At 65.3% G+C, this 20,428-nt stretch carries 16 protein-coding genes; 9 read left to right on the top strand and 7 right to left on the bottom strand.

Features of this window, described 5'->3' with window-relative positions; genetic code table 11:
- Positions 1 to 23: 23 nt before the first annotated feature.
- On the top strand, positions 24 to 482 hold the full coding sequence (locus ACFC3J_RS16180) for a DUF1993 family protein (protein WP_375197162.1): 459 nt from the start codon (positions 24 to 26) through the stop codon (positions 480 to 482).
- Between the two features lie 144 nt (positions 483 to 626).
- A complete protein-coding gene (locus tag ACFC3J_RS16185; protein WP_375197163.1) occupies positions 627 to 2,036 on the top strand; it encodes a porin in 1,410 nt (469 codons plus the stop codon).
- A 53-nt stretch (positions 2,037 to 2,089) separates the two neighbouring features.
- Here the strand turns inward: ACFC3J_RS16185 and ACFC3J_RS16190 are convergent, their stop codons facing one another.
- A complete protein-coding gene (locus tag ACFC3J_RS16190; protein ID WP_375197148.1) occupies positions 2,090 to 2,566 on the bottom strand; it encodes an Lrp/AsnC family transcriptional regulator in 477 nt (158 codons plus the stop codon).
- Positions 2,567 to 2,680: 114 nt separating this feature from the next.
- Between ACFC3J_RS16190 and ACFC3J_RS16195 the strand changes: the two genes are divergently transcribed.
- Positions 2,681 to 3,574, top strand: coding sequence for an EamA family transporter (locus ACFC3J_RS16195; protein WP_375197149.1), 894 nt, complete (start codon positions 2,681 to 2,683; stop codon positions 3,572 to 3,574).
- On the opposite strand, the gene ACFC3J_RS16200 is transcribed toward ACFC3J_RS16195, so the two are convergent.
- Together ACFC3J_RS16200 and ACFC3J_RS16205 are read right to left on the bottom strand one after the other, a co-directional pair.
- On the bottom strand, positions 3,555 to 4,490 hold the full coding sequence (locus ACFC3J_RS16200) for a DMT family transporter (protein WP_375197150.1): 936 nt from the start codon (positions 4,488 to 4,490) through the stop codon (positions 3,555 to 3,557). The two genes, ACFC3J_RS16195 and ACFC3J_RS16200, sit on opposite strands and share 20 nt — an antisense overlap.
- A 70-nt stretch (positions 4,491 to 4,560) precedes the next feature.
- Positions 4,561 to 5,457: a LysR family transcriptional regulator gene (locus ACFC3J_RS16205; protein WP_375197151.1), complete on the bottom strand. Its 897-nt coding sequence runs from the start codon at positions 5,455 to 5,457 to the stop codon at positions 4,561 to 4,563.
- Positions 5,458 to 5,599: 142 nt separating this feature from the next.
- Between ACFC3J_RS16205 and ACFC3J_RS16210 the strand changes: the two genes are divergently transcribed.
- The 5 genes from ACFC3J_RS16210 to ACFC3J_RS16230 all read left to right on the top strand — a co-directional run bounded on the left by ACFC3J_RS16210 (position 5,600) and on the right by ACFC3J_RS16230 (position 13,282).
- Complete coding sequence (locus ACFC3J_RS16210) at positions 5,600 to 6,136, top strand: VOC family protein (protein WP_375197152.1); 537 nt, start codon at positions 5,600 to 5,602, stop codon at positions 6,134 to 6,136.
- 28 nt (positions 6,137 to 6,164) lie between these two features.
- A complete protein-coding gene (locus ACFC3J_RS16215; RefSeq protein ID WP_375197153.1) occupies positions 6,165 to 7,550 on the top strand; it encodes an LLM class flavin-dependent oxidoreductase in 1,386 nt (461 codons plus the stop codon).
- A 75-nt stretch (positions 7,551 to 7,625) separates the two neighbouring features.
- Positions 7,626 to 10,283: a TonB-dependent receptor gene (locus ACFC3J_RS16220; RefSeq protein ID WP_375197154.1), complete on the top strand. Its 2,658-nt coding sequence runs from the start codon at positions 7,626 to 7,628 to the stop codon at positions 10,281 to 10,283.
- A gap of 59 nt (positions 10,284 to 10,342) precedes the next feature.
- Positions 10,343 to 11,635 (top strand): MFS transporter, encoded by a 1,293-nt coding sequence (locus tag ACFC3J_RS16225; protein ID WP_375197155.1) that lies wholly within the window; start codon positions 10,343 to 10,345, stop codon positions 11,633 to 11,635.
- Between the two features lie 12 nt (positions 11,636 to 11,647).
- Complete coding sequence (locus tag ACFC3J_RS16230; RefSeq protein WP_375197156.1) at positions 11,648 to 13,282, top strand: GMC family oxidoreductase; 1,635 nt, start codon at positions 11,648 to 11,650, stop codon at positions 13,280 to 13,282.
- A gap of 282 nt (positions 13,283 to 13,564) precedes the next feature.
- On the opposite strand, the gene ACFC3J_RS16235 is transcribed toward ACFC3J_RS16230, so the two are convergent.
- The 3 genes from ACFC3J_RS16235 to ACFC3J_RS16245 are packed head-to-tail and all read right to left on the bottom strand — an operon-like array spanning position 13,565 to position 17,873.
- Complete coding sequence (locus ACFC3J_RS16235; RefSeq protein ID WP_375197157.1) at positions 13,565 to 14,938, bottom strand: DUF1552 domain-containing protein; 1,374 nt, start codon at positions 14,936 to 14,938, stop codon at positions 13,565 to 13,567.
- Positions 14,935 to 16,608, bottom strand: coding sequence for a DUF1592 domain-containing protein (locus ACFC3J_RS16240; RefSeq protein ID WP_375197158.1), 1,674 nt, complete (start codon positions 16,606 to 16,608; stop codon positions 14,935 to 14,937). Before ACFC3J_RS16240 ends, ACFC3J_RS16235 begins: the two co-directional genes overlap by 4 nt.
- A gap of 8 nt (positions 16,609 to 16,616) precedes the next feature.
- Positions 16,617 to 17,873, bottom strand: coding sequence for a hypothetical protein (locus ACFC3J_RS16245; RefSeq protein ID WP_375197159.1), 1,257 nt, complete (start codon positions 17,871 to 17,873; stop codon positions 16,617 to 16,619).
- Between the two features lie 156 nt (positions 17,874 to 18,029).
- On the opposite strand from ACFC3J_RS16245, the gene ACFC3J_RS16250 reads away from it, so the two are divergent.
- Complete coding sequence (locus ACFC3J_RS16250) at positions 18,030 to 19,166, top strand: helix-turn-helix domain-containing protein (RefSeq protein ID WP_375197160.1); 1,137 nt, start codon at positions 18,030 to 18,032, stop codon at positions 19,164 to 19,166.
- 13 nt (positions 19,167 to 19,179) lie between these two features.
- Here the strand turns inward: ACFC3J_RS16250 and ACFC3J_RS16255 are convergent.
- On the bottom strand, positions 19,180 to 20,428 hold a 1,249-nt coding region (locus ACFC3J_RS16255), incomplete at its 5' end, for an MgtC/SapB family protein (protein ID WP_375197161.1).

A 20,428-nucleotide genomic window follows, 5' to 3' on the forward strand; every position in this document is an offset into this window, starting at 1 on the left:
GGCCGGGCGAAACGACGCGGAGCCTGCTCACGGCTTGCCTTGCCCCCGACATGTTCCCGCTGGCGACCCAGATCCGCTTCGCATGCGTGCAGGCGCAGGAGGGGGTGTTTCGGCTGAGGCAGGAGCCTTTCCCCGCATCGATCGGTTTAATGCTGGATGAGGGGCGCAATGCGGCCGAATGCCCCGGCACCATCGCTGACGCGCTTTCGGCGATCGCGGCGACCATTGCCATCGTCGAGGGTGCGGCGGCAGAAGCGCCCGAAATCGACCCCACCACGCCGATCGCGCACCAGTTGCCGCAGGGCATGGTGTTCGATCTCACGGCGGAGCAGTATGTTCGCGACTGGGCGCTGCCGCAATTTTATTTCCATGTCATGGCGGCCTATGCGATTCTGCGCGCCCAGGGCGTCGAACTGGGCAAGGCCGATTATGTCGCGCATATGTTCGCCTATCTGCGTCCCGGCGCCCCTTCCTCCTCATGAGGGGGCACTGCATCCGGGATCCCGGAGCGACTGTCATAAAAATGCAATCAATATGTCACTGACAGGTCATCGAAATGACATAGCTGCGCCTCGCCACTAACAGGGGAGTTGGCAGTGACAGGATTGAAGTTCGGGCGCGCCGTGTTGACGGCGGGCCTGCTGGGGCTGGCGCCGGAAACGGCGCAGGCGCAAAGCAACGCCGAGTTGCAAACCCAGATCAATGAGCTGAAGGCGCAGGTGCAGGCGCTGACCGCTGCGCTTGCCGCGAGCAGGGATGGCGCCGCCTCCGCTGCCGCCTCCGCCGCGCCTGCGGCCAGCGCTTCTCCGCCACCGGCCGCGCTTGCCGCCGCGCCCGGCGAGCCGCCAGCCGCCTCGCCAGCCGCGGCCTCGCCATCCAGATCCAAGGCCTGGTACGAGCGTCTGTCGCTGCGCGGCTATACCCAGATGCGCTACAACGCTTTCCTCTCGGGCGATGATACCGCCCCGACGGGTCAATCCCGTCTGCGGTCGGTGCATGACGGTTCGATCTCGGATCGCGGCGGCTTTTCGTTGCGGCGCGCGCGGCTGGTGCTGCAAGGCGACGTTTCCGACCGGGTCTCTCTCTATCTCCAGTCCGACTTCGCCACCGCCGTAAACAATCAGGCGGGCAGCGAGCGCCGCGAGGGCTTTGCCCAGCTGCGCGACGCCTATGCCGACATTTTCCTCGACAAGGAAAAGAGTTTCCGGCTGCGGCTTGGCCAGTCGAAAGTCCCCTACGGCTGGGAGAATATGCAAAGCTCGTCGAACCGGCTGACGCTGGACCGCAGCGACGCGATCAACAGCGCCGTTCCCGGCGAGCGCGATCTGGGCGTCGTGGGCTACTATACGCCGCCGTCGGTCCAGAAGATCTGGGACCGGCTGGCGCATGACGGGCAGAAGCTGTTCGGCAACTATGGCGCCTTCGGTATTGGCGCCTTCAACGGGCAGGGCATCAACAGGACGGAACAGAATCGCGGGCTGATGAAGGTTGCCTTCGCGACATGGCCGTTCGAACTGGACGGCCTTGGCGATGGGCTTGCCGGTCAGGTGATCGAAATCGGCGGGTCGGCGATGCTGAACAAGGTGCAGCCCGAACTGCGCAGCGGATCGATCAGTCCGGTCGTCTATAATGACAGGCGCGTCGGCATCCATGCCATGCTCTATCCGCAGCCCTTCGGTATTCAGGCCGAATGGAACTGGGGCAAGGGGCCGGAATATGATCGCGACAGCCAGTCGATCGGGACGAAGGCCCTGAACGGCGGCTATGTCCAGCTGATGACCCGCCTGCCCACGGACTCGATCGGCGCGGTGATGCCCTATGGCCGCTGGCAATATTATCGCGGGGGTTGGAAGGCAGGCACCAACGCCCCGCGCCTGGAAACCGACGAACTGGAGCTGGGCGTCGAATGGCAGCCGTGGAAGGCGCTGGAAATCACTCTGGCCTTCGCCCGGATGAAGCGGGCAGAGGCCGATGAACGCCGCGCCGGGCGGGCCGAAGGCAATCTCATCCGTACGCAGGTGCAGTGGAATTACTGAAACTGGCCGGGCGGCCCCCTCGCGTGACGGGGGCCGCCTTCAGCCCGCCTGCCTCATGATCCGGCGACCGGAACCGGGCTGAGCGGCTTGACCTCCCGGATGACGACCAGCGTCTTGAACGTGCGGACCCGTTCGTTCGCGGCAAACAGGCGCTGCGCAAGATTGTCATAGCCCTCCATGTCCCGCGCCACGATCCGCAGCGCGAAGTCATGATCGCCGGTGACGTTCCAGGCTTCCAATATTTCCGGTTCGCGGCGGAATATCTCCATCATCTCGTTCATCGTGTGCGCATTTTCGCGCTCCAGCGAGATGAGGACGATCATCGACAGGGGCCAGCCGACATTTTTCGGGCGGACGACCGCGATCTCGCGTTCGATGATGCCGCTGGCTCGCAGGCGGCGGATGCGCCGGTAGCAGGCCGGGGGCGACAGGCCGACCGCTTCCGCCAGCGCCGGAACGGGGCGCTGTGCGTCCGCCTGCAACAGTTCGATCAGCTTCCGGTCGAACGAATCAAGGGGATCGATTTTCATTCCTTTCGCATGGTATCCGATAAATTTTATCGCCAAAGCGCAAAAAATGAGCGCCCTTATCACGCTGGCCGGGGTAGCCATACGGCGTCCTTCTACTGATGATCGAGCGTCCCAATGTCCACCCTTGCAGCGCCGCGGCCCGTTGCCGCGCGAGTCGATTTCATCGCCCTCGGCGCGCTTTCCCTGTCGCTGCTGTCCGTGACGTGCGGCGCGACGCTGGCCAAGCGCCTGTTTCCGCTGGTGGGTCCGGAGGGTGCCACGACGCTGCGCCTTATCGTCGGCGCCATTGCCCTGTCCGTGGTGTTCCGGCCATGGCGGCTGGACCTGAAGGCGGGATGGCGGCCGCTGCTGGCCTATGGCGTGGTGCTGGGGGTCATGAACCTCTCCTTCTACAAGGCGCTGTCTTACATTCCGCTGGGGCTGGCGATCGCGATCGAGTTTACCGGCCCGCTCACCGTCGCGCTGCTGACGTCCCGGCGGAAGCTGGATTTCCTCTGGATCGGTCTCGCGCTGCTTGGTCTGGCGACCATCCTGCCGGTCTGGGGCGGGGAATCCCGGATCGACTGGCGCGGGATTGCGCTGGCGTTGATCGCGGGGGCATGCTGGGGCGGCTATATCCTGATCGGCAGGCGCGCCGGGCGCATCCACGGGCCTGCCGCCTCTGCCGGCGGCATCATCGTGGCGGCCCTGCTGGCGGCGCCGGTCGGGATCGTCCATGCCGGGTCCGCGCTGCTCAGCCCGCATGTGCTGCTGCTTGGCGTGGGCGTAGGCATCGTCTCCAGCGCGATCCCTTATTCGCTGGAGATGGTGGCGTTGCCCCGGTTGCAGTCGAACACGTTCGGCATCCTGATGAGCGCCGAGCCTGCGGTTGGGGCGGTGATGGCATTGCTGCTGATAGGGGAGGTGCTGACGCCCGTTCAGTGGCTGGCGATCGGGCTGATCATCTGCGCGTCGATCGGCACGGCGGTCACCTCCCGATCGGGCGAGGTCATCGATCAGCCCGGATAATCGCTGGCGTTCGTCCTGACGGGATTGCGCGCCAACTCAGCAGCACGCCGCCCAGGATCATGGCCATGCCGATAAGGTGATAGCCAAGCAGCGGCTCGTTCAGGATCAGCGCGGCCAGGATCGCGCCGAACAACGGCATCAGGCTGATGGTCTGCCCCGCGGTGCTGGCCCCGACATGAGCGACCGCCGCATTGAACAGCAGATAGGCGAGGATCGAGGGGAAGATCGCGACATAGGCCACCGCCGCCGCGACATCTGCCGTCCAGCGCATGCGGGCGATCGCGTCCGCCTCGCTCAGGGCGCCCGCGCCCATGACGAGCGCGCCGATTGCGAAGGTGACGAACAGAAAGGCCAGCGGGTCGACCGGCGGGCGCAGGCGCAGGCAGGCCGTATAGACCGCCCAGCCGCAACAGCCGCACAGCACCAGAAGGTCGCCCAGCCCAAGGCGCAATTGCAGGATGCCCGACAGGTCGCCCCTGAACACGATGAAGATGACGCCCAGCGTCGACAGCGCGATTCCCCAGATCTGGCGCAAGGGAACGCGGTCGCCGAAACCGATGCGGCTCACGATGACCACGAGGGTCGGGATCAATCCCTGCAATAGCAGCCCGTTGGATGCCGTGGTGTAGCGAAGGCCGGAATAGAGAAAGCCGTTGAAGGCGGCGACGCCCGCCAGCCCCAGCAGCAGGGTGGCGCGCCAATGGCTGCGCAGAAGCGCGGCGGAGGCGCGCAATCGGGGCAGGGCGAAGGGCGCCAGAATCAGCAGGGCAAGGACCCAGCGGCCAAAGGCCAGGGTCAGGGGCGGGATCTCGCCCCTTACGGCGCGGCCGACGATGGAATTGCCCGCCCAGAAGATCATGGTGACGCCCAGCATGGCATAGGCCCGCACCTGCATGTTCAACCCCGGCAATATCATCCTCCGCCGTCCTGTGCGGGCGGACCTTTACGTCTGCGGAGTCCGCCCCGCCAGTTCTTATTGCGCTTTCTTATTGCGCGCTGGCGATATGCTGGGCGACGAGATCGCGGAAGGCGCCCACCAGCCCCCCGCCATTCTGACCCGTCCATACCAAATCAAGATCGAGGCCGACCCGCAACTCGCGGACGGGGCGCAATAGGACGTCGGGGGGCAGGGTGAAGCGGACGGAGGCGTTGACCAGCCCCAGTCCCATTTTTTCGCGGACGAGGGCGATTTGCAGCCTTTCCGAATCCACCTGAATGACGGGGCGGGGCGTGAAGCCGCTGGCATGGCAGTGCGCAAGCAATTTGCTTTGGGACAGCCAGTGCCGCTCCGCCGATACGGCGACGAACGGCTCGTCCATGATGTCGGTCACCGAAATCGACGGTCGACGGGCCAGCGGATGATCGCCGGGCAAGGCCAGCATGAAATCGTCCCGGCCGATGGGCAGATGGTCCAGTTCCGACATGGCGGCTGGCCGTTCAATCACGAAACCCGCATCGATCTGCCGGTTTCGCAGCGCCCGGAACTGTTCCATCGACGTCATCATCGTTGCCCTGAGCAGTACGGCGGGATGCCGTTTCACAAATTCGGCGAGGCCGAGGATCACGGTCGGGTGGCGCACGGCTAGTTCGTTGACGCCGATGGTGAGTGAACCCAGCGATCCCGCAGCCGCCAGCCGGGCCTGGCCGAAAGCATTGTCGACCTGCGCCAGAGCGTCGCGCGTCTCGTCGAAAAAGACGCGCCCCACCGGCGTCATGTGAACGCCATGCGCCGATCGTTCCAGCAGTGGCGCGCCGATCCTTTCCTCCAGTTCGGCGATATGCCGCGACAGGGCGGACTGGGCGACGTTGAGCGCCGCGGCTGCCCGGCTGAAGCTCTGATGCTCCGCCACCGCGATGAAATATTTGAGCTTGTGCAAGGACATAGGCTGCATTTCCCTTCGCTGCCCGGCTGAATATCTCATTTTGAGATATGATGCACGCACATCGCTATTGGACGGATGGAAGGGCCTTGCCCACAATCCGGCAAAAGGCGCTGCAAAAACAAGGCGCCGCCGGAGAGAGACTTTGGGCCCAACCCCGCCCCGCAGGATCACGCAGGTCGCGTTCGCAACGCGCGATCTGGACGCCAGCATGGCCTTTTACGCCCGGCATCTGGGCATTGGGCCGTGGTTCGTGCTGCCCGTCGCCCGCTTTGCCGGGACGCGCTTTTTGGGAGAGCCTTGCGCCGCCGAGGTGCGGGTCGCCTTCGCCAATAATGGCAACATGGAATTCGAGATGGTGCACCAGCTGGACGACACCCCCTCGATCTGGAGCGATTTTCTGGGGGACGGGCCGGAGCGCGAGCGTTTCCACCATGTCTGCGAACGCACCCATGATTTTGCCGGAAGCGAGCAGCGCCTGCTGGCGGAAGGCTATGCGCCGGTGATGCAGGGTGCGACGGTGCGCGGGCGCTTCACCTATTTTGCCCATCCCGGCATGGCCGGCACCTATCTGGAGCTGCTGGAAAGCACCCCGTCCCGCGAAGCGATGTATGCCCATATCCTGCTGCATGGGCAGGCATGGGACGGCACGGACCCGGTCCGGCCGCTGCCGCCGCTTTGACCGCCCTTCCCGAATGGAGCCGAACGAGATGAAGGCCGAAAAGCAGATCATTCTGGGCGCGCTGGACTGTTTCGCGCCGGGCTTTCTGGCGCAGGGCATGTGGGCGCACCCGGCGGATCGCACGGCGGATTTCAATAATCTGTCCTACTGGACGGACTATGCCCGGCTGCTGGAGAGCGGCCTGTTCGACCTGCTCTTTCTGGCCGATACGGTCGGCGTCTATGATGTGTTCGGCGGGTCGCGCGAGGCCGCGCTGCGGTTGGGCGTGCAGGTGCCGATCAACGATCCGTTCGTCCTGATCGCGGCGCTGGCCGGAGCGACCGGCAATCTGGGTCTCGCCGCGACCGGAAACCTGCTTTACGAGCCGCCCTATCTGTTCGCCCGGCGTCTATCCACGCTCGATCATCTGACCGGCGGCCGTGTGGGCTGGAACATCGTGACGGGCATATTGGCCAGCGGCGCCAAAGCCTTCGGGCGCGACCTGATGGGCCATGACGAGCGCTATGATTTTGGCGACGAGTTCATGGAGATCGTCTATCGCCTCTGGGAACATTCGTGGGACGATGACGCGGTCGTGCAGGATCGCGCCCGGCAGATCTTCACCCGGCCGGACAGGGTGCATGAAGTCGCCTTCCATGGCCGGCATCTGCAGATGTCGGGCATCCACCTGACCGCGCCGTCCCCGCAACGTACGCCGGTGCTGTTCCAGGCGGGCGCATCGGGCCGGGGCAAGCAGTTTGCCGCCCGGCACGCCGAATGCATGTTCGTGAACGGCACGTCGCGGGCATCGCTGGCCCGCGCGGTCGCGGACATGCATCAGGCGCTGGCGGCGCAGGGGCGCAGGCCGGATCAGGTCCGCATCCTTGCCGGGCTGACGGTCATCGTCGCCGACACGCAGGCGCAGGCGCGCGAGAAGCAGGAAGCGTTCCGGGCGGCGGCCAGCGCGGAAGCCACGCTGGTCCATGCATCGGGCGGGTTGGGCGTCGACCTGTCCCGCTACCCCTATGACGGCGAGATCGAATATAGCGAGACCGACGCCAACCGGACGCTGATGGAAAATCTGACGCGCCAGCCCGACGGCAGCCGCGTCACCATTCGACAGGTCGCGGAAAATATGTCGCTCTCCTCCCGCAATCTGCTGATCGTCGGCGATGCCGACAGCGTTGCGCAGGAGATGATCGCGATCGTCGCCGAAACCGGGATCGACGGCTTTAATCTGGCGCGCGTGCTGATGCCGGACTCGCTGGAGGATTTCGTGCGCCTTGTCGTGCCCCGCCTGCAGGAACGTGGCGCCTACAAAACGGAATATCGGCCGGGAACCCTGCGCGAGAAGCTGGGGCTGGGCGAGGGCGCCCGGATCGCCGCCAACCATTATGGCCGCCATCTGGGGCAGGAGGGCGACGTCGCGGGCTGAAGGGCGCGACGAAGGAAATTCAAAACAAAAATGTTGATGGGAAGGGGATATATTATGAAGAGGGAGTGTCTTTCCATGCGCCGTCGTCTGGCGCTGCTTTTGCTGGCAGGCGGCGCGGCGATGCCGGTTCCGCTGCTCGCCCAGGCACCGGCCCGGCCCGACGCGACCGGCGCCGCAAATGATCCCGGTGCCGACATCGTCGTCACCGGATCGCTGATCAAGCAGTCCTCCACGCCATCGCCCACCGATGTCGTGAGCGCCCAGAACATCGAGACGCGCGGCATCGTCAACGCATCGGAACTGGTGCGCGCCGTATCGGCCAATGCGGGGTCGGAATCGCAGGTCGATTCGCTCAACCAGACGCTGACCGCCGGCACTGCGCAGTTCAACCTGCGCAACCTTGGCCTTGGTTCGACGCTCGTGCTGCTCAATGGCCGTCGCCAGACGCTCAGTGCCGTTGCCTCGATCGACGGCAGTACCTTTGTGGACATCAATTCGCTGGTGCCGCTGATCGCCATTCAGCGGATCGAAACGGTCAAGGATGGAGGCGCCGCGACCTATGGGTCCGACGCGGTGGCGGGCGTGGTGAACTTCATCACCCGCAAGTCGGTCGACGGCCTTGAGGTGAACGGCCGCACCTATTTCATGGATGGTGCGCAACAATATTCGGTGGAGGGGATCACTGGCTTCAGGCTGGGCGGCGGCGATCTGGTGCTGGCGGCGTCCTATTATGCCAGCACGCGCCTCGCGAGCTATGAACGCAGCTTCAGCCGGGCACGCACGTTCGGCCGTCCCAGCTGGCATTCGGTGTCCAGCTATGGCCAGCCCGGCTCCTATTATGTGCCGAGCCAGAACCGCTATGTGCCCGACCCCGATTGCACCAACGCGGCCTTCCCGGACAGCTATCGCAATTCTGCGGCCGACACATTCTGCCGCTTCGACTTTTCCGACTTCTATGATCTGCTGCCCAAGGAACAGCGCGCGCAGGTCTTTGCTTCCTATAATGCCGATCTGGGCGGCGGCACCAAGCTGACGCTGGAAGGGGCCTATGCCTACACCAATTCGGAGACGACATCCTCTCCCTCCTTCCCGATCCTGTCGATCAGTCCGGTGGTGCCGGCCAGCAATCCCTATAATCCCTTTGGCGAAGATGTGCTGTTCCGCGGACGCGTGCGGGGGGCCGACTATGGTCCCACCATCACCATAAACCGCTACAACACCTTCCGTCTGGCCGCGGGGCTTGAAGGCAAACTGACCGACAACTGGAGCTGGAATGCGGCTGCGACCTACAGTCAGCAGACGGTTCTGTATGACAAGCCGGACACGATCTCCTCCCGCCTGACGGCGGCGCTGGGCGGATTCGGCGGTCCGGCCTGCAACGCCTCGACGGGAACGGCCGGGGTGGGCGGCTGCCAATATTTCAACCCGTTCGGGACCGCGACGCTGGACGCTTCGAAGGCGAACAGTCCCGAATTGATGAGCTGGCTGTTCGGATCGACGGACATGCACGGCAAGAGCACGCTGGCGACCGTCGAGGGCGTGGTGAGCGGGGACCTTTTCGACTATAGCGGCGGCACGGTCGCCAGCGCATTTGGCGTTCAGTTCCGCGGCAGCACATTCCGGCATGACTGGAGCGATCTGGTCAATGCGGGTGAATTGATCACTCTGGGGCAGGCGCCCGATTTCTCAGGCGACCAGAAAGTCTATTCGGCCTTTGGCGAACTGCGCATCCCCTTTGGCGACCATGTCGAGGCGCAGGCTTCGGGTCGGTTCGAGAAATATGAATCGAGCTTCAGCAATTTCAGCCCGAAATTCTCGCTGCTTGCGCGGCCTGTCGATTGGCTGTCGTTGCGCGGTTCCTATGGCAAGGCGTTCCGCGCTCCTTCCATCTATCAGACCGTCGCGGTGCAGAGTTCGCAACCCTCGGTTAATGACGGGGGCACCTTCGTCTTCGTCAATACGCAGGCGCAGGGCAATCCCGATCTGCGGCCGGAAAAGTCGACCAACTACAATCTGGGCTTTACGGTCCGGGCAGGCCGGCAATTCGACCTGTCGCTCGATTATTATTCGTTCGACTATCAGGACCTGATCGTGAAGGAAAATCCGCAGGTCATCATCAATCAGGAACGGGCGGATACGGCCGCGGGTCTGACCAATACTCCTGCGCAACAGCGGGTCGTGCGGGATTCGCTGGGCGCGCTGCGGCTGGTGAAGATCAACTTCATCAACGCGTCCGCGGTCAAGACCAAGGGTCTGGACCTGGCCGCCAATTTCGGCTTCGATACCGGCATCGGGCATTTCGGGCTGAATGCGCAGTGGAACCACATCATCAACTATCGCATCCAGATCGCCGCCGGTCAGCCGGTGATCGACGGCACGGGCAGCGTGAACTTCAACAATCTGGGTCGCTCCCTGCCGCGCGACCGGGTGGAATATGGCGTCTCCTGGACTTCGGGACTGCACAGCCTCAATCTGCTGGGCCATTATGTCAGCGGCTACACGAACGACCGGACCGGGATCACGCAAACGCATATTCGTTCGTGGAACACGTTCGATCTGCAATATTCGGTGGATCTGGAGGACATGATCGGAAAGGGAACGAAATTGACGGTCGGCGCCATCAACCTGTTCGATCGGAACCCTCCGCTGGCACAACTCAATCTGGGTTACGATCCCATCGTTCATGATCCGCGCGGACGGGTGATTTACGTATCGATCGGACAGAAGTTCTGACGGTGGCAAGGGGCGACGGGGAAATGCAGGTGAGTCCGCCAGCCGATAGCGATCAGCGCGTGGGCCTGCGGCGCGCGAACATTGCGCTGGGCATATTCCTCGTCGCCTATATCCTTTCCTTCATCGACCGGCAGATCCTCAGCCTGATGGTCGAGCCGATCAAGCAGGATCTGGGCCTGAGCGACCTGCAAGTCGGCCTGCTCCAGGGGCTGGCCTTTGCCGTGCTCTATGCGGTGGTCGGCATTCCCATCGGCATGCTGGCCGACCGCATCAGCCGCCGCAAGATCATCATCACGGGCGTCCTCTTCTGGAGCGCGTGCACGGCGCTCTGCGGGTTCGCGGGAAGCTACGCTCATCTGTTTCTGGCGCGCATGGGCGTGGGTCTGGGGGAGGCGTCGCTGTCCCCCTCGGCCCATAGCTGGCTGAGCGATGCCTATCCGCCTGCACGGCTGTCCCGCGCCATGGCAATCTACAATCTGGGCATCACGATCGGCGGGGGTCTCGCGCTGCTGGTAGGAGGAGCGGTGGTCGACATGGTGGCGACGCGAGGCGCCCCCGTCCTGCCGGGCGTGGGGCCGATAGCGACCTGGCGGGCGGCGTTCCTGCTGGTGTCGTTGCCCGGTCTGATCGTCGCGTCCCTGCTGCTGCTGGCGCGCGAACCGGCCCGCCATGCGCGCCTCGCCAAGGGTGCCATGCCCCTGCAGGCGTCGCTTTCCCACCTGTGGGCCAACAGACGGACCTTCGCGGCGATTTACGGCAATTCCATGCTTCTCGCTACCATGGGCTATGGCCTGACCGCATGGTATCCGACATTGCTGATCCGCACCTTTGCGATGACGCCGGGGCAGGCGTCCCTGCGGCTGGGCCTGATCTATCTGGTGCTTGGCAGCCTTGGTTCGCTCTCGGGCGGTATCGCCGCCGAGCGGCTGTCGCTCAGGGGCATGCGGGACGCCAATCTGCGCATTCCCATGCTTTTGAGCCTGCTCTGCCTGTTGCCTGCCACCCTGGCGCCGCTGATGCCGACGCCGGCATGGTTGCTGCTGTTCTTCGCGTTGCTGACCTTTCTTTTCAACGGATATTTCGGCTGCTCGCTGGCAGCGATCCAACTGACGACCCCTCCGGGGATGCGGGCGACGGGCGCGGCGCTGTTCCTGCTTGCCAACAGCCTGATCGGGCTGTCGCTGGGGACCGCGATCGTGCCGCTGATTGATAGCGCCTTCTTTGGCGGCCGGGGACAGATCGGCCCGGCGCTGGCGATCATCGGCTTTTGCGCCACGTCGATCGCGGCCGCCGCCGCCTGGTCGGGGCTTCGATCCTATGCCGGCACGGCCCAGGCCGTGGCGCGTCACTGACCGGCGCATACCATGGCTTTTGCGAAGGACGGTTCGCCCGCCAGAGGGTATGACTTTGTCGTGATCGGCGCAGGTCCGGCCGGTTGCGCCCTTGCCTCCCGCCTGTCGCGGCTTTCGGGGTGTCGCGTCCTGCTGTTGGAAGCGGGCGGATTCGGGCGAAGTCCCTCGCTCAGCATACCGGCGGCTGCGGTCTTCACCATGCGCAATCCGCGCTACGCCTGGCGTTATGGCACGGAGCCGGACCCGCTGGCCGACGCGCTTCCGTCGGGTCTGATCGCGGGACGGATGATGGGCGGCGGCAGCAGCATCAACGGCATGATGTATCTGCGCGGCCAGCCAGCCGACTATGATCGCTGGCGGGACGAGGCGGGCTGTCCGGGATGGGGCTATGCCGACCTGCTGCCCTTCTTTCGCAAATCGGAAACAAGCGACCGCGGAGACAGCCTCCTCCACGGCGTCTCCGGCCCGATCGGGACCAGCAGGGGCGGATCGTCGCTGCCGATCGCCCGGGCCTTCATCGATGCCTGCGCGCGGAGCGGCCTGCCAGCCGTGGACGACCTCAATGCGCTGACCGGCGAAGGGGCGGGCTATTATGACCGGATGATACGCGACGGGCGGCGCTCGACGGCCCGCGATTATCTGCGCCAGGTGGCGGATCCGCGGCAACTGACCGTGATCTCCGGCGCTCATGTGACGGGCATCGACATTGCTCGCGGCCGGGCGCAGGCGGTCCGCTACGTGAAGGACGGCAAGCCGCATCGGGTCGAAGCCGCCGGGGAAGTGGTGCTGGCCGCCGGGTGCATCAACACGACGCAACTACTCATGCTGTCGGGTGTAGGAGATGCGGAACTGTTGGCGCGACACGGCATTGCCGTGCGGGCGCATTCTCCTCAGGTCGGCGCCAATCTGCAAAATCATGCCGCCGCGACGCTGCAATTCGCATGCGACGCCGGAATGACGGTGAACGGCAGCCTGCGAGGTCTGGGCATGATGATGGCCGGCGCGCAATATCTGGGGAGGCGGCGCGGGATATTGTCCGAACTGCCCACTCCGGCGGGGGCCCTGCTTCGCGCCTTTGAAGGCGATTCAAGCCAGTGTCCCGATACGCAGATCATCCTTGGCGCCGGGCTGCCCGGTCAGGGACGGGGATGGCGCAGTGCGCTGTCCAGCGTTCCGGGGTTCATGCTGATGGTCAATCAGGGGCGCCCGGAAAGCCGCGGCAGCGTCACTCTACGCTCTGCCAACCCCTTTGACCTGCCCCTGATCCAGAACGGCTTTTTGCGTCATGCAATGGACCGGGCGGTTCTTGCCCGGGCGGTCCTGCGGGCGCGGACGATCGTCGAAACCGGCCTGCGCGGGGCGAGGGGCTCCACCCCTCAATTGCTGAGCGACTTCGCCAGGGGTGATGATGCCGACGCGCTCGGATCAGTGATCCACCGCCATGTGTCGGCCTATTATCATATGACGGGCACATGCCGGATGGGAACGGACCCCGAGGCCGTCGTCGATACCGCATTGCGCGTCAGGGGGGTCGACGGCCTGCGCATCGCGGACACGTCGATCGCGCCCCTGCTGGTCAACGGCAACACGACGGCGATGGCCTTCATGATCGGCGAACGGGCTGCGCAATTCATCGCCATGGGCTAGCGCATTTTGAAGATGACGTTTGCCGGTCGGCGGCCCGGAAAATGCGGCATCGAAAGACAGGACTGTTTTCGCTCAACATGAAGACTTTCCACAAAAGATGCCGGAGCGGTTTGCGATCTGATGGCACCAGATCGACCGCGCCTGATCTCACCTCATCGTCGATCGTCTCGAACGCGCCGCCAATCTTCCTGTAATTGGCCCTGCGCGCATTGACCGCGGCTGCGGAAGGGGCATGGCCGGCGGGCCAGGTTCATCAGTCTGTGGGGCCTCTGTTGGCAGAGATCAGGCGAGGATTTCGCTCACGGGCCGTTTCGTGTTCATGCCCTCGATACCCCAGCTTTCCGCAGCCATCCCCATCACCCGTTGAAGCGTCAGGCCGACGCGGCTGATCGGTTCCCCGGCGCCTGCGACATGGATGCCCGGCTTCACCCGCCCGCCCGCCTTGCCCGCCAGCATGACGGGGATACCCTGCACGTCATGATTTTTGGCATAGGAAACGTCGGAATGGGCGAAGACGAGCATATTGTCGAGAAGGGTGCCGTCGCCTTCCTTGATGGCGGCAAGGGCTGACACGAAATCGGCCCACGCCTCCATGCTGCGGACAGCGAAGAAATCGACGGTAGGCTGATAACCCAGCGCCCGGTCGATCAGTTCCTCATGCGTGTTCTGGTGATGGCCGGTGGTCTGGCCCGCCTGACGCAGATCGGACGCGGCGGTAGAGAAGGTCATGTTGAACACCCGCGTCTGGTTGCACGCCAGCGCCATCGCCAGAAGCTGCGCCATCATCTGGTGATTATGCTTGCGCTGCTGTACGTCGGTGATGTCGGCGCCTGCGGGCAGTGGAAAGGGTTCCGCCGGGATCGCGCAGGCTTCCGCCGGGGGCGGCTTTTGCAGTTGCAGGGCGAGCTTCGCCTCCAGTTCGCGCAGGGCGGTGAAATATTGGTCCAGCCGCGCCCGGTCGGCGGCGCCCACGCGGCGCATCAGCGCCTGCCGCTCCTCCGTCACGCCGGAGAGGACGCTGCGCCGGACCATGACCCGCGGGTCCGGCGTGAAATCGGACTTGTTGGGGTCGTTGAAGTCGGCTCCAAAGATCTTGCGATAGAATTCCGCCGCGCTGGGCACCGCCGGGTTCATGCTGCGGCTGTCGCGATAGGAATAGCTGGTGCGCGCATTGCCGTCCGCGCTGAGGTCGAGCGAACGGAAGAAAGAGCCGCTTCCGATCGCATCGGCAATCAGAACGTCCAGCGTCGGCGCCCGAATGGCGAGCCAGTCGTCCACCGGCCCGCCCGTGCGCACGCCGGTATTGCCGGTGAGATGCGGCAGATTGCCCTTGCCGTCGAGCAGCACATCGAAGCCGGAAAGGATGCTGACATGCTCTTGCACGGCCTTGATCGGCTGCAGTTGCGGCGGCAGGTCGTACTGTGCGCCCGTCGCCTTGGGCACCCAGCGATCCGGGATCATGCCGCAGCCCCAGAACCATGTGCCGAACCGCACCGGCAGCCGTCCGCCGCCCAGCGTGGCTGCGAAAGCGGTTCCATTCCCGTTCAGGAAGGCGTCGAGCACCGGCAGGCCGACCGTCACCGCCGCGCCGCCCAGCACGCCGCGCAAAAGGAACCCGCGGCGGGTGGTGCCGTGGACCGGATTATGATTCGTCATCCCTTATCTCCCTTGCCCTGTCCCTGCCCGGTCGCGACGCGGGTGCCCGGCATGGCGAACAGCGCCGGGTCCAGCGCGATCCGCCGCATGAGCGCGGTGAAGCGGTAGCCGTCATCTGCGAACCCCCTGGTCAGCCGATCGACATCGGCCGCATCGCCGGCCGCCGGATTGCGGCCATGGGCATAGCGCCAGACGCTTTGCGCCAGACAGGCGCTGACCCGCGGGCTGTCATGGAACAGCTTGCCCATCGCCGCCGCGCCGTCGAAAGGCCGCTTTTCGAACAGGCCGGTGACGTCGATCGGCTCATCATGTTCGGTGCGCCGGAACTGACCGGCGCCGTCGAACTGCTCCAACCCCAGACCCATGGGATCCGTCCGCTTGTGGCAACTGGCGCACTCCTCATCGTCCAGATGCGCCTGAAGGCGCAGGCGCGTGGTCTTGAGCGTCGGGTTGTCGACATTCTGCACCACCGCGAAATTGACGTTGGCGGGTGGCGCCGGGACTTTTTCGCAAAGGAATATCTCGGTCAGCGCCACCCCGCGCAGCGTCGGCGACGTGCGGCCGGGATGCGAATGTTGCGCCAGGATGCTGGCATGGGTCAGCAGGCCGGTGCGCGGGTCGCCCGTCGGGAAATGATGGATATACCAGTCCGCCCTTGCGACCGGAACGTCGTAGATGGGGCCGAGCGCCCGGTTCATCGCCAGCGCGGTGGTCGTGAACAGGTCGCGATAATCGCCCTTTTGTTCGACCAGCAGCCAGTTGATCGTGCGCAGCGTCTGTTCCCGCGTGGCGGCGGCGACGCTGCCGGTGAATGCGGGATAGATCAGCGTGTCCTTCGCCAGCGTGTCGATGCCGTCCAGCCGCAGATAATCGGTGAAGAAGGCCCGCACGCCATCGGTGAAGCGGGGGGAGGCCATCATGCGGTCGACCTGCGCGGACAGGCCTTGCGGCGTGTCGAGCGTTCCTTTGGCGGCCGCGTCCAGCAGGGATGCGTCCGGTCCCGCGTTCCAGAGCAGATAGGACAGGCGGCTTGCCCTGGACCAGCCGTCCATGCTGCGTCCGCTGCGATCCGGCCGGTCGATGCGGAACAGGAAGTCCGGGCTGGCCAGCATCCCTGTCAGAGTGGCGGCAAGCCCGGCATGAAAATCGCCAAGGCGCTGCGCGCCTTGCAGCGTCGCCGTCACCAGCCGCTCCGTCTCGCTTTCGGGAAGCGGACGGCGATAGAGGGTCAGACCGACCTTCCGGATGAAGGCGCGGGCGCAGGCCGCCCCGGTCGCATCGGCGGGGGATGGCGCGCAGCCGACGAGCCTGTCCCTATGATCCCTGTCGGTCACCTGCCCGGCGATGGAACGGGCGATCTCCTCATATTGCTCCAGACCCGCGGGCGTGACGGACACGGCGCTGGCGCCCACCGCCTGCAGGCCGTCGATGCGCAGATCCGGCTCGAATCGGCCGATGACCTTGATGTCAGGCCCGAAGGCATCGGCGATGGCGGTGCGATATTGCGGCTCGGTCAGGCGGCGGATCTGGCTGGGTGGGGTCACGGTCAGACTGTCGCCCGCCTTGGCGCCGGTCAGCGTCACGGCCAGGCTGGCCGCCAGCGTCAGGCAGGCCCCGCCCAAAGTGGCGATGGCGATGCGGCGCGTCGATGGATTGTCGCTTCTGGTCACGATCTTTCTCACTGTTCCGTCCGCGCGATCTGCTGGCGCGGCGCGACGAAGGCCCTCACGCCGTAAAAGCCATAGGCGGAGGATATGGCGCTGTTGCGCCCGCTCTTGGGGTCCCGATAGCCGTCTGCCAGCCGATCGATCGCCAGCCGCACGCCGGGACAGGACAGGCCCGACAGGTTCGCGCCGTTCATCGTGAACTGCTCGATCGAGGCATAGAAGCTGTCGAGCGTGTAATAGCCGAAGAATGTGCCTTCGATGCCGCCGTCGGGCGTCATTCTGGCCCGGATGCGCGCGGCGCGGATGTCGCGCGGGGCGTCGATGATCTGTTCCCTGTAATTGATCCGGACGTCGAAGGCGTCGGTCGTCAGAACGCCATTCTCGATCCGTCCCCTGGTCGTCGCGGTCAGGCGCGGATCGGGATCGACGGCGAAGGTCGCGCCTGCCAGCACCCCCCCTCGCGCATCGCGGGTCAGTGCATCGGTGGCGGCATAGACCGTCACCGTCACATCGGGGTCGTTGTTGAGATCGTCGACGCCCCGCAGTTCGATCAGCGTCGGGGCGCGGGCGGAAAGCTGGAGCTTGTGGGCGATGGCGGGATCGCTGCCCTCCCGGAACGGACGGACGCAGCCGACGGCGCGCCAGAGCTGATTGTCCACGCCTTTCTCGCCGTCAGGTCCGGCAAAGTCATGCCGCCCGACCTTGCCGTCCAGATTCATGCCCGCCGCGACCGGCCCCTCATAGGTGCGGAATTTCTTCGCCAACGCAGGAAAGTCATAAGGGTTGGAGCAGGCGCTGTAGACGACCTCGCGATTCTGGAAGGCCAGCCGTCCTGTGCCCTTTGGCAGGCCGTTGAGCGCGCCGATCGCGATCGCCTGTTCGGGCGTGGGGGTCTTTGCCGGATCGTAGCCGGGCGGGAATTTGACGTCCGCCGCTCTTTCCCCACGCAGGAAGATTCGCCGGAACCCGAATTGCTCGTTCATATGCTGCTCGAGCGCCTGCCGCTTTTCCTTGCCCGCGAACCGGGCCTTATCGGCGGGGGACAGCATCGCATAATAGCGATCGAGACCACCTTCATCTTCGGTGGGGCAACTGTCCGCCGGGCCGCCATTGACCAGATAGATATTGCCCAGCACGAAGGCGCGGACGCCCGGCTCGCCGCCTGTGGGGGCATCCGCGGCGATCAGCGCGCTCGCCGTTCCGCAGAGCAGCAGTGCAGGCAAGATCCGCCCGCTTTTCCGGAACGGGAACGGTAGATGCGCGGTCATGATCCTCCTCCAGCGGGCCTGCGCCGGGCTTTTGCCCTGACATCCCGCTTCGACCGTCATGACTCTGCCAGAACCGCATGACCACCCATGTTTCGATCATCCGGAACGGCAGTTTCGCGCAGCATCCATCCGCATTCCCTTCGTATACGGGGATCCATGCACTTGCGCGGCGCGATGCCGCTGATAAAAGTTGATCGAAATTCAGGGGAGGGTGCCACGGCGCAGCAGGATTTCGAACGCCATGCGGGCGAACGGCGTCGGGAGGAGCGCGTCACGTTGTGCGCGCTCGGCCTGTATCGGACTGCCGCCGGGCCGCTTGATGCATTGCTCGCTTCGGTCCAGTTGCCGCCGCTGGGGGCGGGCGCGCTTGCCGCCTATGTGAGCGGCCTTTCCGTTCCGCAGATGGCTCGCGTCACGGCCCGCGCCGTCGCCCAGCTGGTGGCGCAGGACAACCGCATGGCCGGGCGTCCGGTCCTGCGCCCCTGCGACTGGCGCGTCATCCTCTACAGCCTTTCGGGCGCCAGGACGCTGCGCGAAGCGATTGGCCGCTGCATGGAATGTTTCGAGGCGATAGACTGGCGTTGCGGTCGCATGGACATGCGGGCGAGCGGGGATGTCGCCGAACTCTCGCTCGATGCGATGCGCCCGGCGGGGAAGACGGCGGCCGGGTGCCTGATCGACCTGTTCGGGCTGACGCAGATCCATGCGCTGCTCGCCTGGCTGATCGGCCGTCCCATCGAGATTCGCCATGCCGCGCTGAACCATGAAGAGTGCGTTTTTCAGGCGCTGGATCTGCCGGACATTTCCTTCCCGATCCTGTTCGCAGGGGGATGGAGCGGCTTTGCCTTCGACGCCGCGATGCTCGACTATCCCGTCGTCCGCACCGCCGACGAACTGGCCGACCGTCCGCCCGACAGCCTGCTTTTCGGCGGCAGCCTCCTGACCGAAGGCGGCCGGGCCGCTGATACGGCCGAACAGGTGCGAAGGATTGCCCTGCGCTCCTTGAGCGAGCGGCAGCGCCTGCCCGCCTTTGCGGAGATTGCGGCGACCATGGGCGGCAGCGGCGCGACGCTGCGCCGCCGGCTTGTGCGGCAGGGCACCAGCTATCGACAGATCCGGGAAAGCTGCCGGCGGGAGCTTGCGCTCGATTTGCTGAGCCGCACAACGCTGCCGATCGAGGTCGTTGCCGCGCGGCTGGATTATTGCGATTCGGACGCTTTTCGGCAGGCTTTCCGGGAATGGACGGGCGTTCCGCCGAGCAGTTACCGTCAGGCGATGCGCCCGGTGGCTTGAGGAGAAGAATGGATCATGCCATGGTCCAGGCAGCGAGACTGACGGCGGCCGTCGCCAGCGCGGCCAGCAGCGGCAGCGTGGCCCTGATGCCGCCATGGCCCCAACCGATCACCATCGTCATGACCGCCTTCGCCAGCGTATTGGCGAGGACCGCGCTGCCCAGAATGAGACCGGCAGCCCGATCATCAAGCAGGGCAGGCGGCAGCCCTGCCATCGTCATGACCGCTGCATCGACATCGGATATGCCGGTGAGGGTCAGAACGACGGCCATGCCCTGTTGTCCGAAATGGACCAGAGCCCATCGTGCCGCCAGCGAGAGGCCGGCGACCAGAGCGGCCAGCATCAATGCGGGTCCGAAGCCAAGCGGATTGGAGATCGTGACGCCGTCGCCGCCTTTGCCGTGCCGCCGCCAGGCGAGCAGCGCGAACGCCACCCCCACCAGCGTCGCGGGTGCCATGGTCAGTGCCAGCGTCGGCAGGGCGCGTGGGATGAGCGCGAGCGCGACAAGCTGGACCCGCACGAACATGACGATGGAAGCCAGCGCGATTCCGGCGGTCAGGGCTCCGCGCGCTTCGGGTTCGGAACGCAAACGGCGCGCATATTCCGCCGTCACCGCCGTCGACGAGACGATGGCCCCGGTCAGCGCGACGAACAGGATGCCGCGATTGGTCCCGTAGCGCCGCGTCACGACATAACCCGCGAACGACAGGCCGGTCACGAAGACCACGACCAGCCAGATACGGCGCGGGTTCCACGCCTCGTAGGGGCCATAGGCGGCATCCGGAAGCAAGGGGAGCACGACCAGCGCGACCAGCACGAAGCGGGCGGCCGCCTCCACCTCCTCGGCGTTCAGGCCCCTGAGCAGCGCATGCATCGATTGCCGGCCACTTAGGATCGCGAACATCGCCGCCGCCGCGCCGAGCGCCACGGTCGGCGAAATACGTACCGCGACCAACCCAACGCCGAATGTCAGCATCGCCGCGATCGTCGTCGTGGCGGACAGCCGGTTTTCGCGCATGGTGCGGACATAGCCGACGACAAGGACCGCCAGCGTGCCGAGACCGATGACCGCAGCCAGGCCATCGCCCAGCAATCCCGCGATGCCGCCCAGCAGACCGATAAGCCCGAACGTGCGGAACCCCGCGACCCGGTTGCCTTCGCCCTCCGCGCGCTGGCTGAAGCCGCGTTCGATCCCCACCAGCAGCCCTGCGGCAACCGCGGCAAGCAGGCCGATCAGGGAAGACGACGCCGCCATCAACGGG

The organism is Sphingobium sp., assembly GCF_041987595.1.
Classification (GTDB): domain Bacteria; phylum Pseudomonadota; class Alphaproteobacteria; order Sphingomonadales; family Sphingomonadaceae; genus Sphingobium.

What these genes read in the sequence shown, in the direction of transcription:
- ACFC3J_RS16235 (WP_375197157.1), bottom strand. Translation starts at nt 14,938, where the DNA reads ATGACGAATCATAATCCGGTCCACGGCACCACCCGCCGCGGGTTCCTT.
- ACFC3J_RS16245 (WP_375197159.1), bottom strand. Translation starts at nt 17,873, where the DNA reads ATGACCGCGCATCTACCGTTCCCGTTCCGGAAAAGCGGGCGGATCTTG.
- ACFC3J_RS16220 (WP_375197154.1), top strand. Translation starts at nt 7,626, where the DNA reads ATGCGCCGTCGTCTGGCGCTGCTTTTGCTGGCAGGCGGCGCGGCGATG.
- ACFC3J_RS16195 (WP_375197149.1), top strand. Translation starts at nt 2,681, where the DNA reads ATGTCCACCCTTGCAGCGCCGCGGCCCGTTGCCGCGCGAGTCGATTTC.
- ACFC3J_RS16190 (WP_375197148.1), bottom strand. Translation starts at nt 2,566, where the DNA reads ATGAAAATCGATCCCCTTGATTCGTTCGACCGGAAGCTGATCGAACTG.
- ACFC3J_RS16250 (WP_375197160.1), top strand. Translation starts at nt 18,030, where the DNA reads ATGCACTTGCGCGGCGCGATGCCGCTGATAAAAGTTGATCGAAATTCA.
- ACFC3J_RS16230 (WP_375197156.1), top strand. Translation starts at nt 11,648, where the DNA reads ATGGCTTTTGCGAAGGACGGTTCGCCCGCCAGAGGGTATGACTTTGTC.
- ACFC3J_RS16200 (WP_375197150.1), bottom strand. Translation starts at nt 4,490, where the DNA reads ATGATATTGCCGGGGTTGAACATGCAGGTGCGGGCCTATGCCATGCTG.
- ACFC3J_RS16205 (WP_375197151.1), bottom strand. Translation starts at nt 5,457, where the DNA reads ATGTCCTTGCACAAGCTCAAATATTTCATCGCGGTGGCGGAGCATCAG.
- ACFC3J_RS16215 (WP_375197153.1), top strand. Translation starts at nt 6,165, where the DNA reads ATGAAGGCCGAAAAGCAGATCATTCTGGGCGCGCTGGACTGTTTCGCG.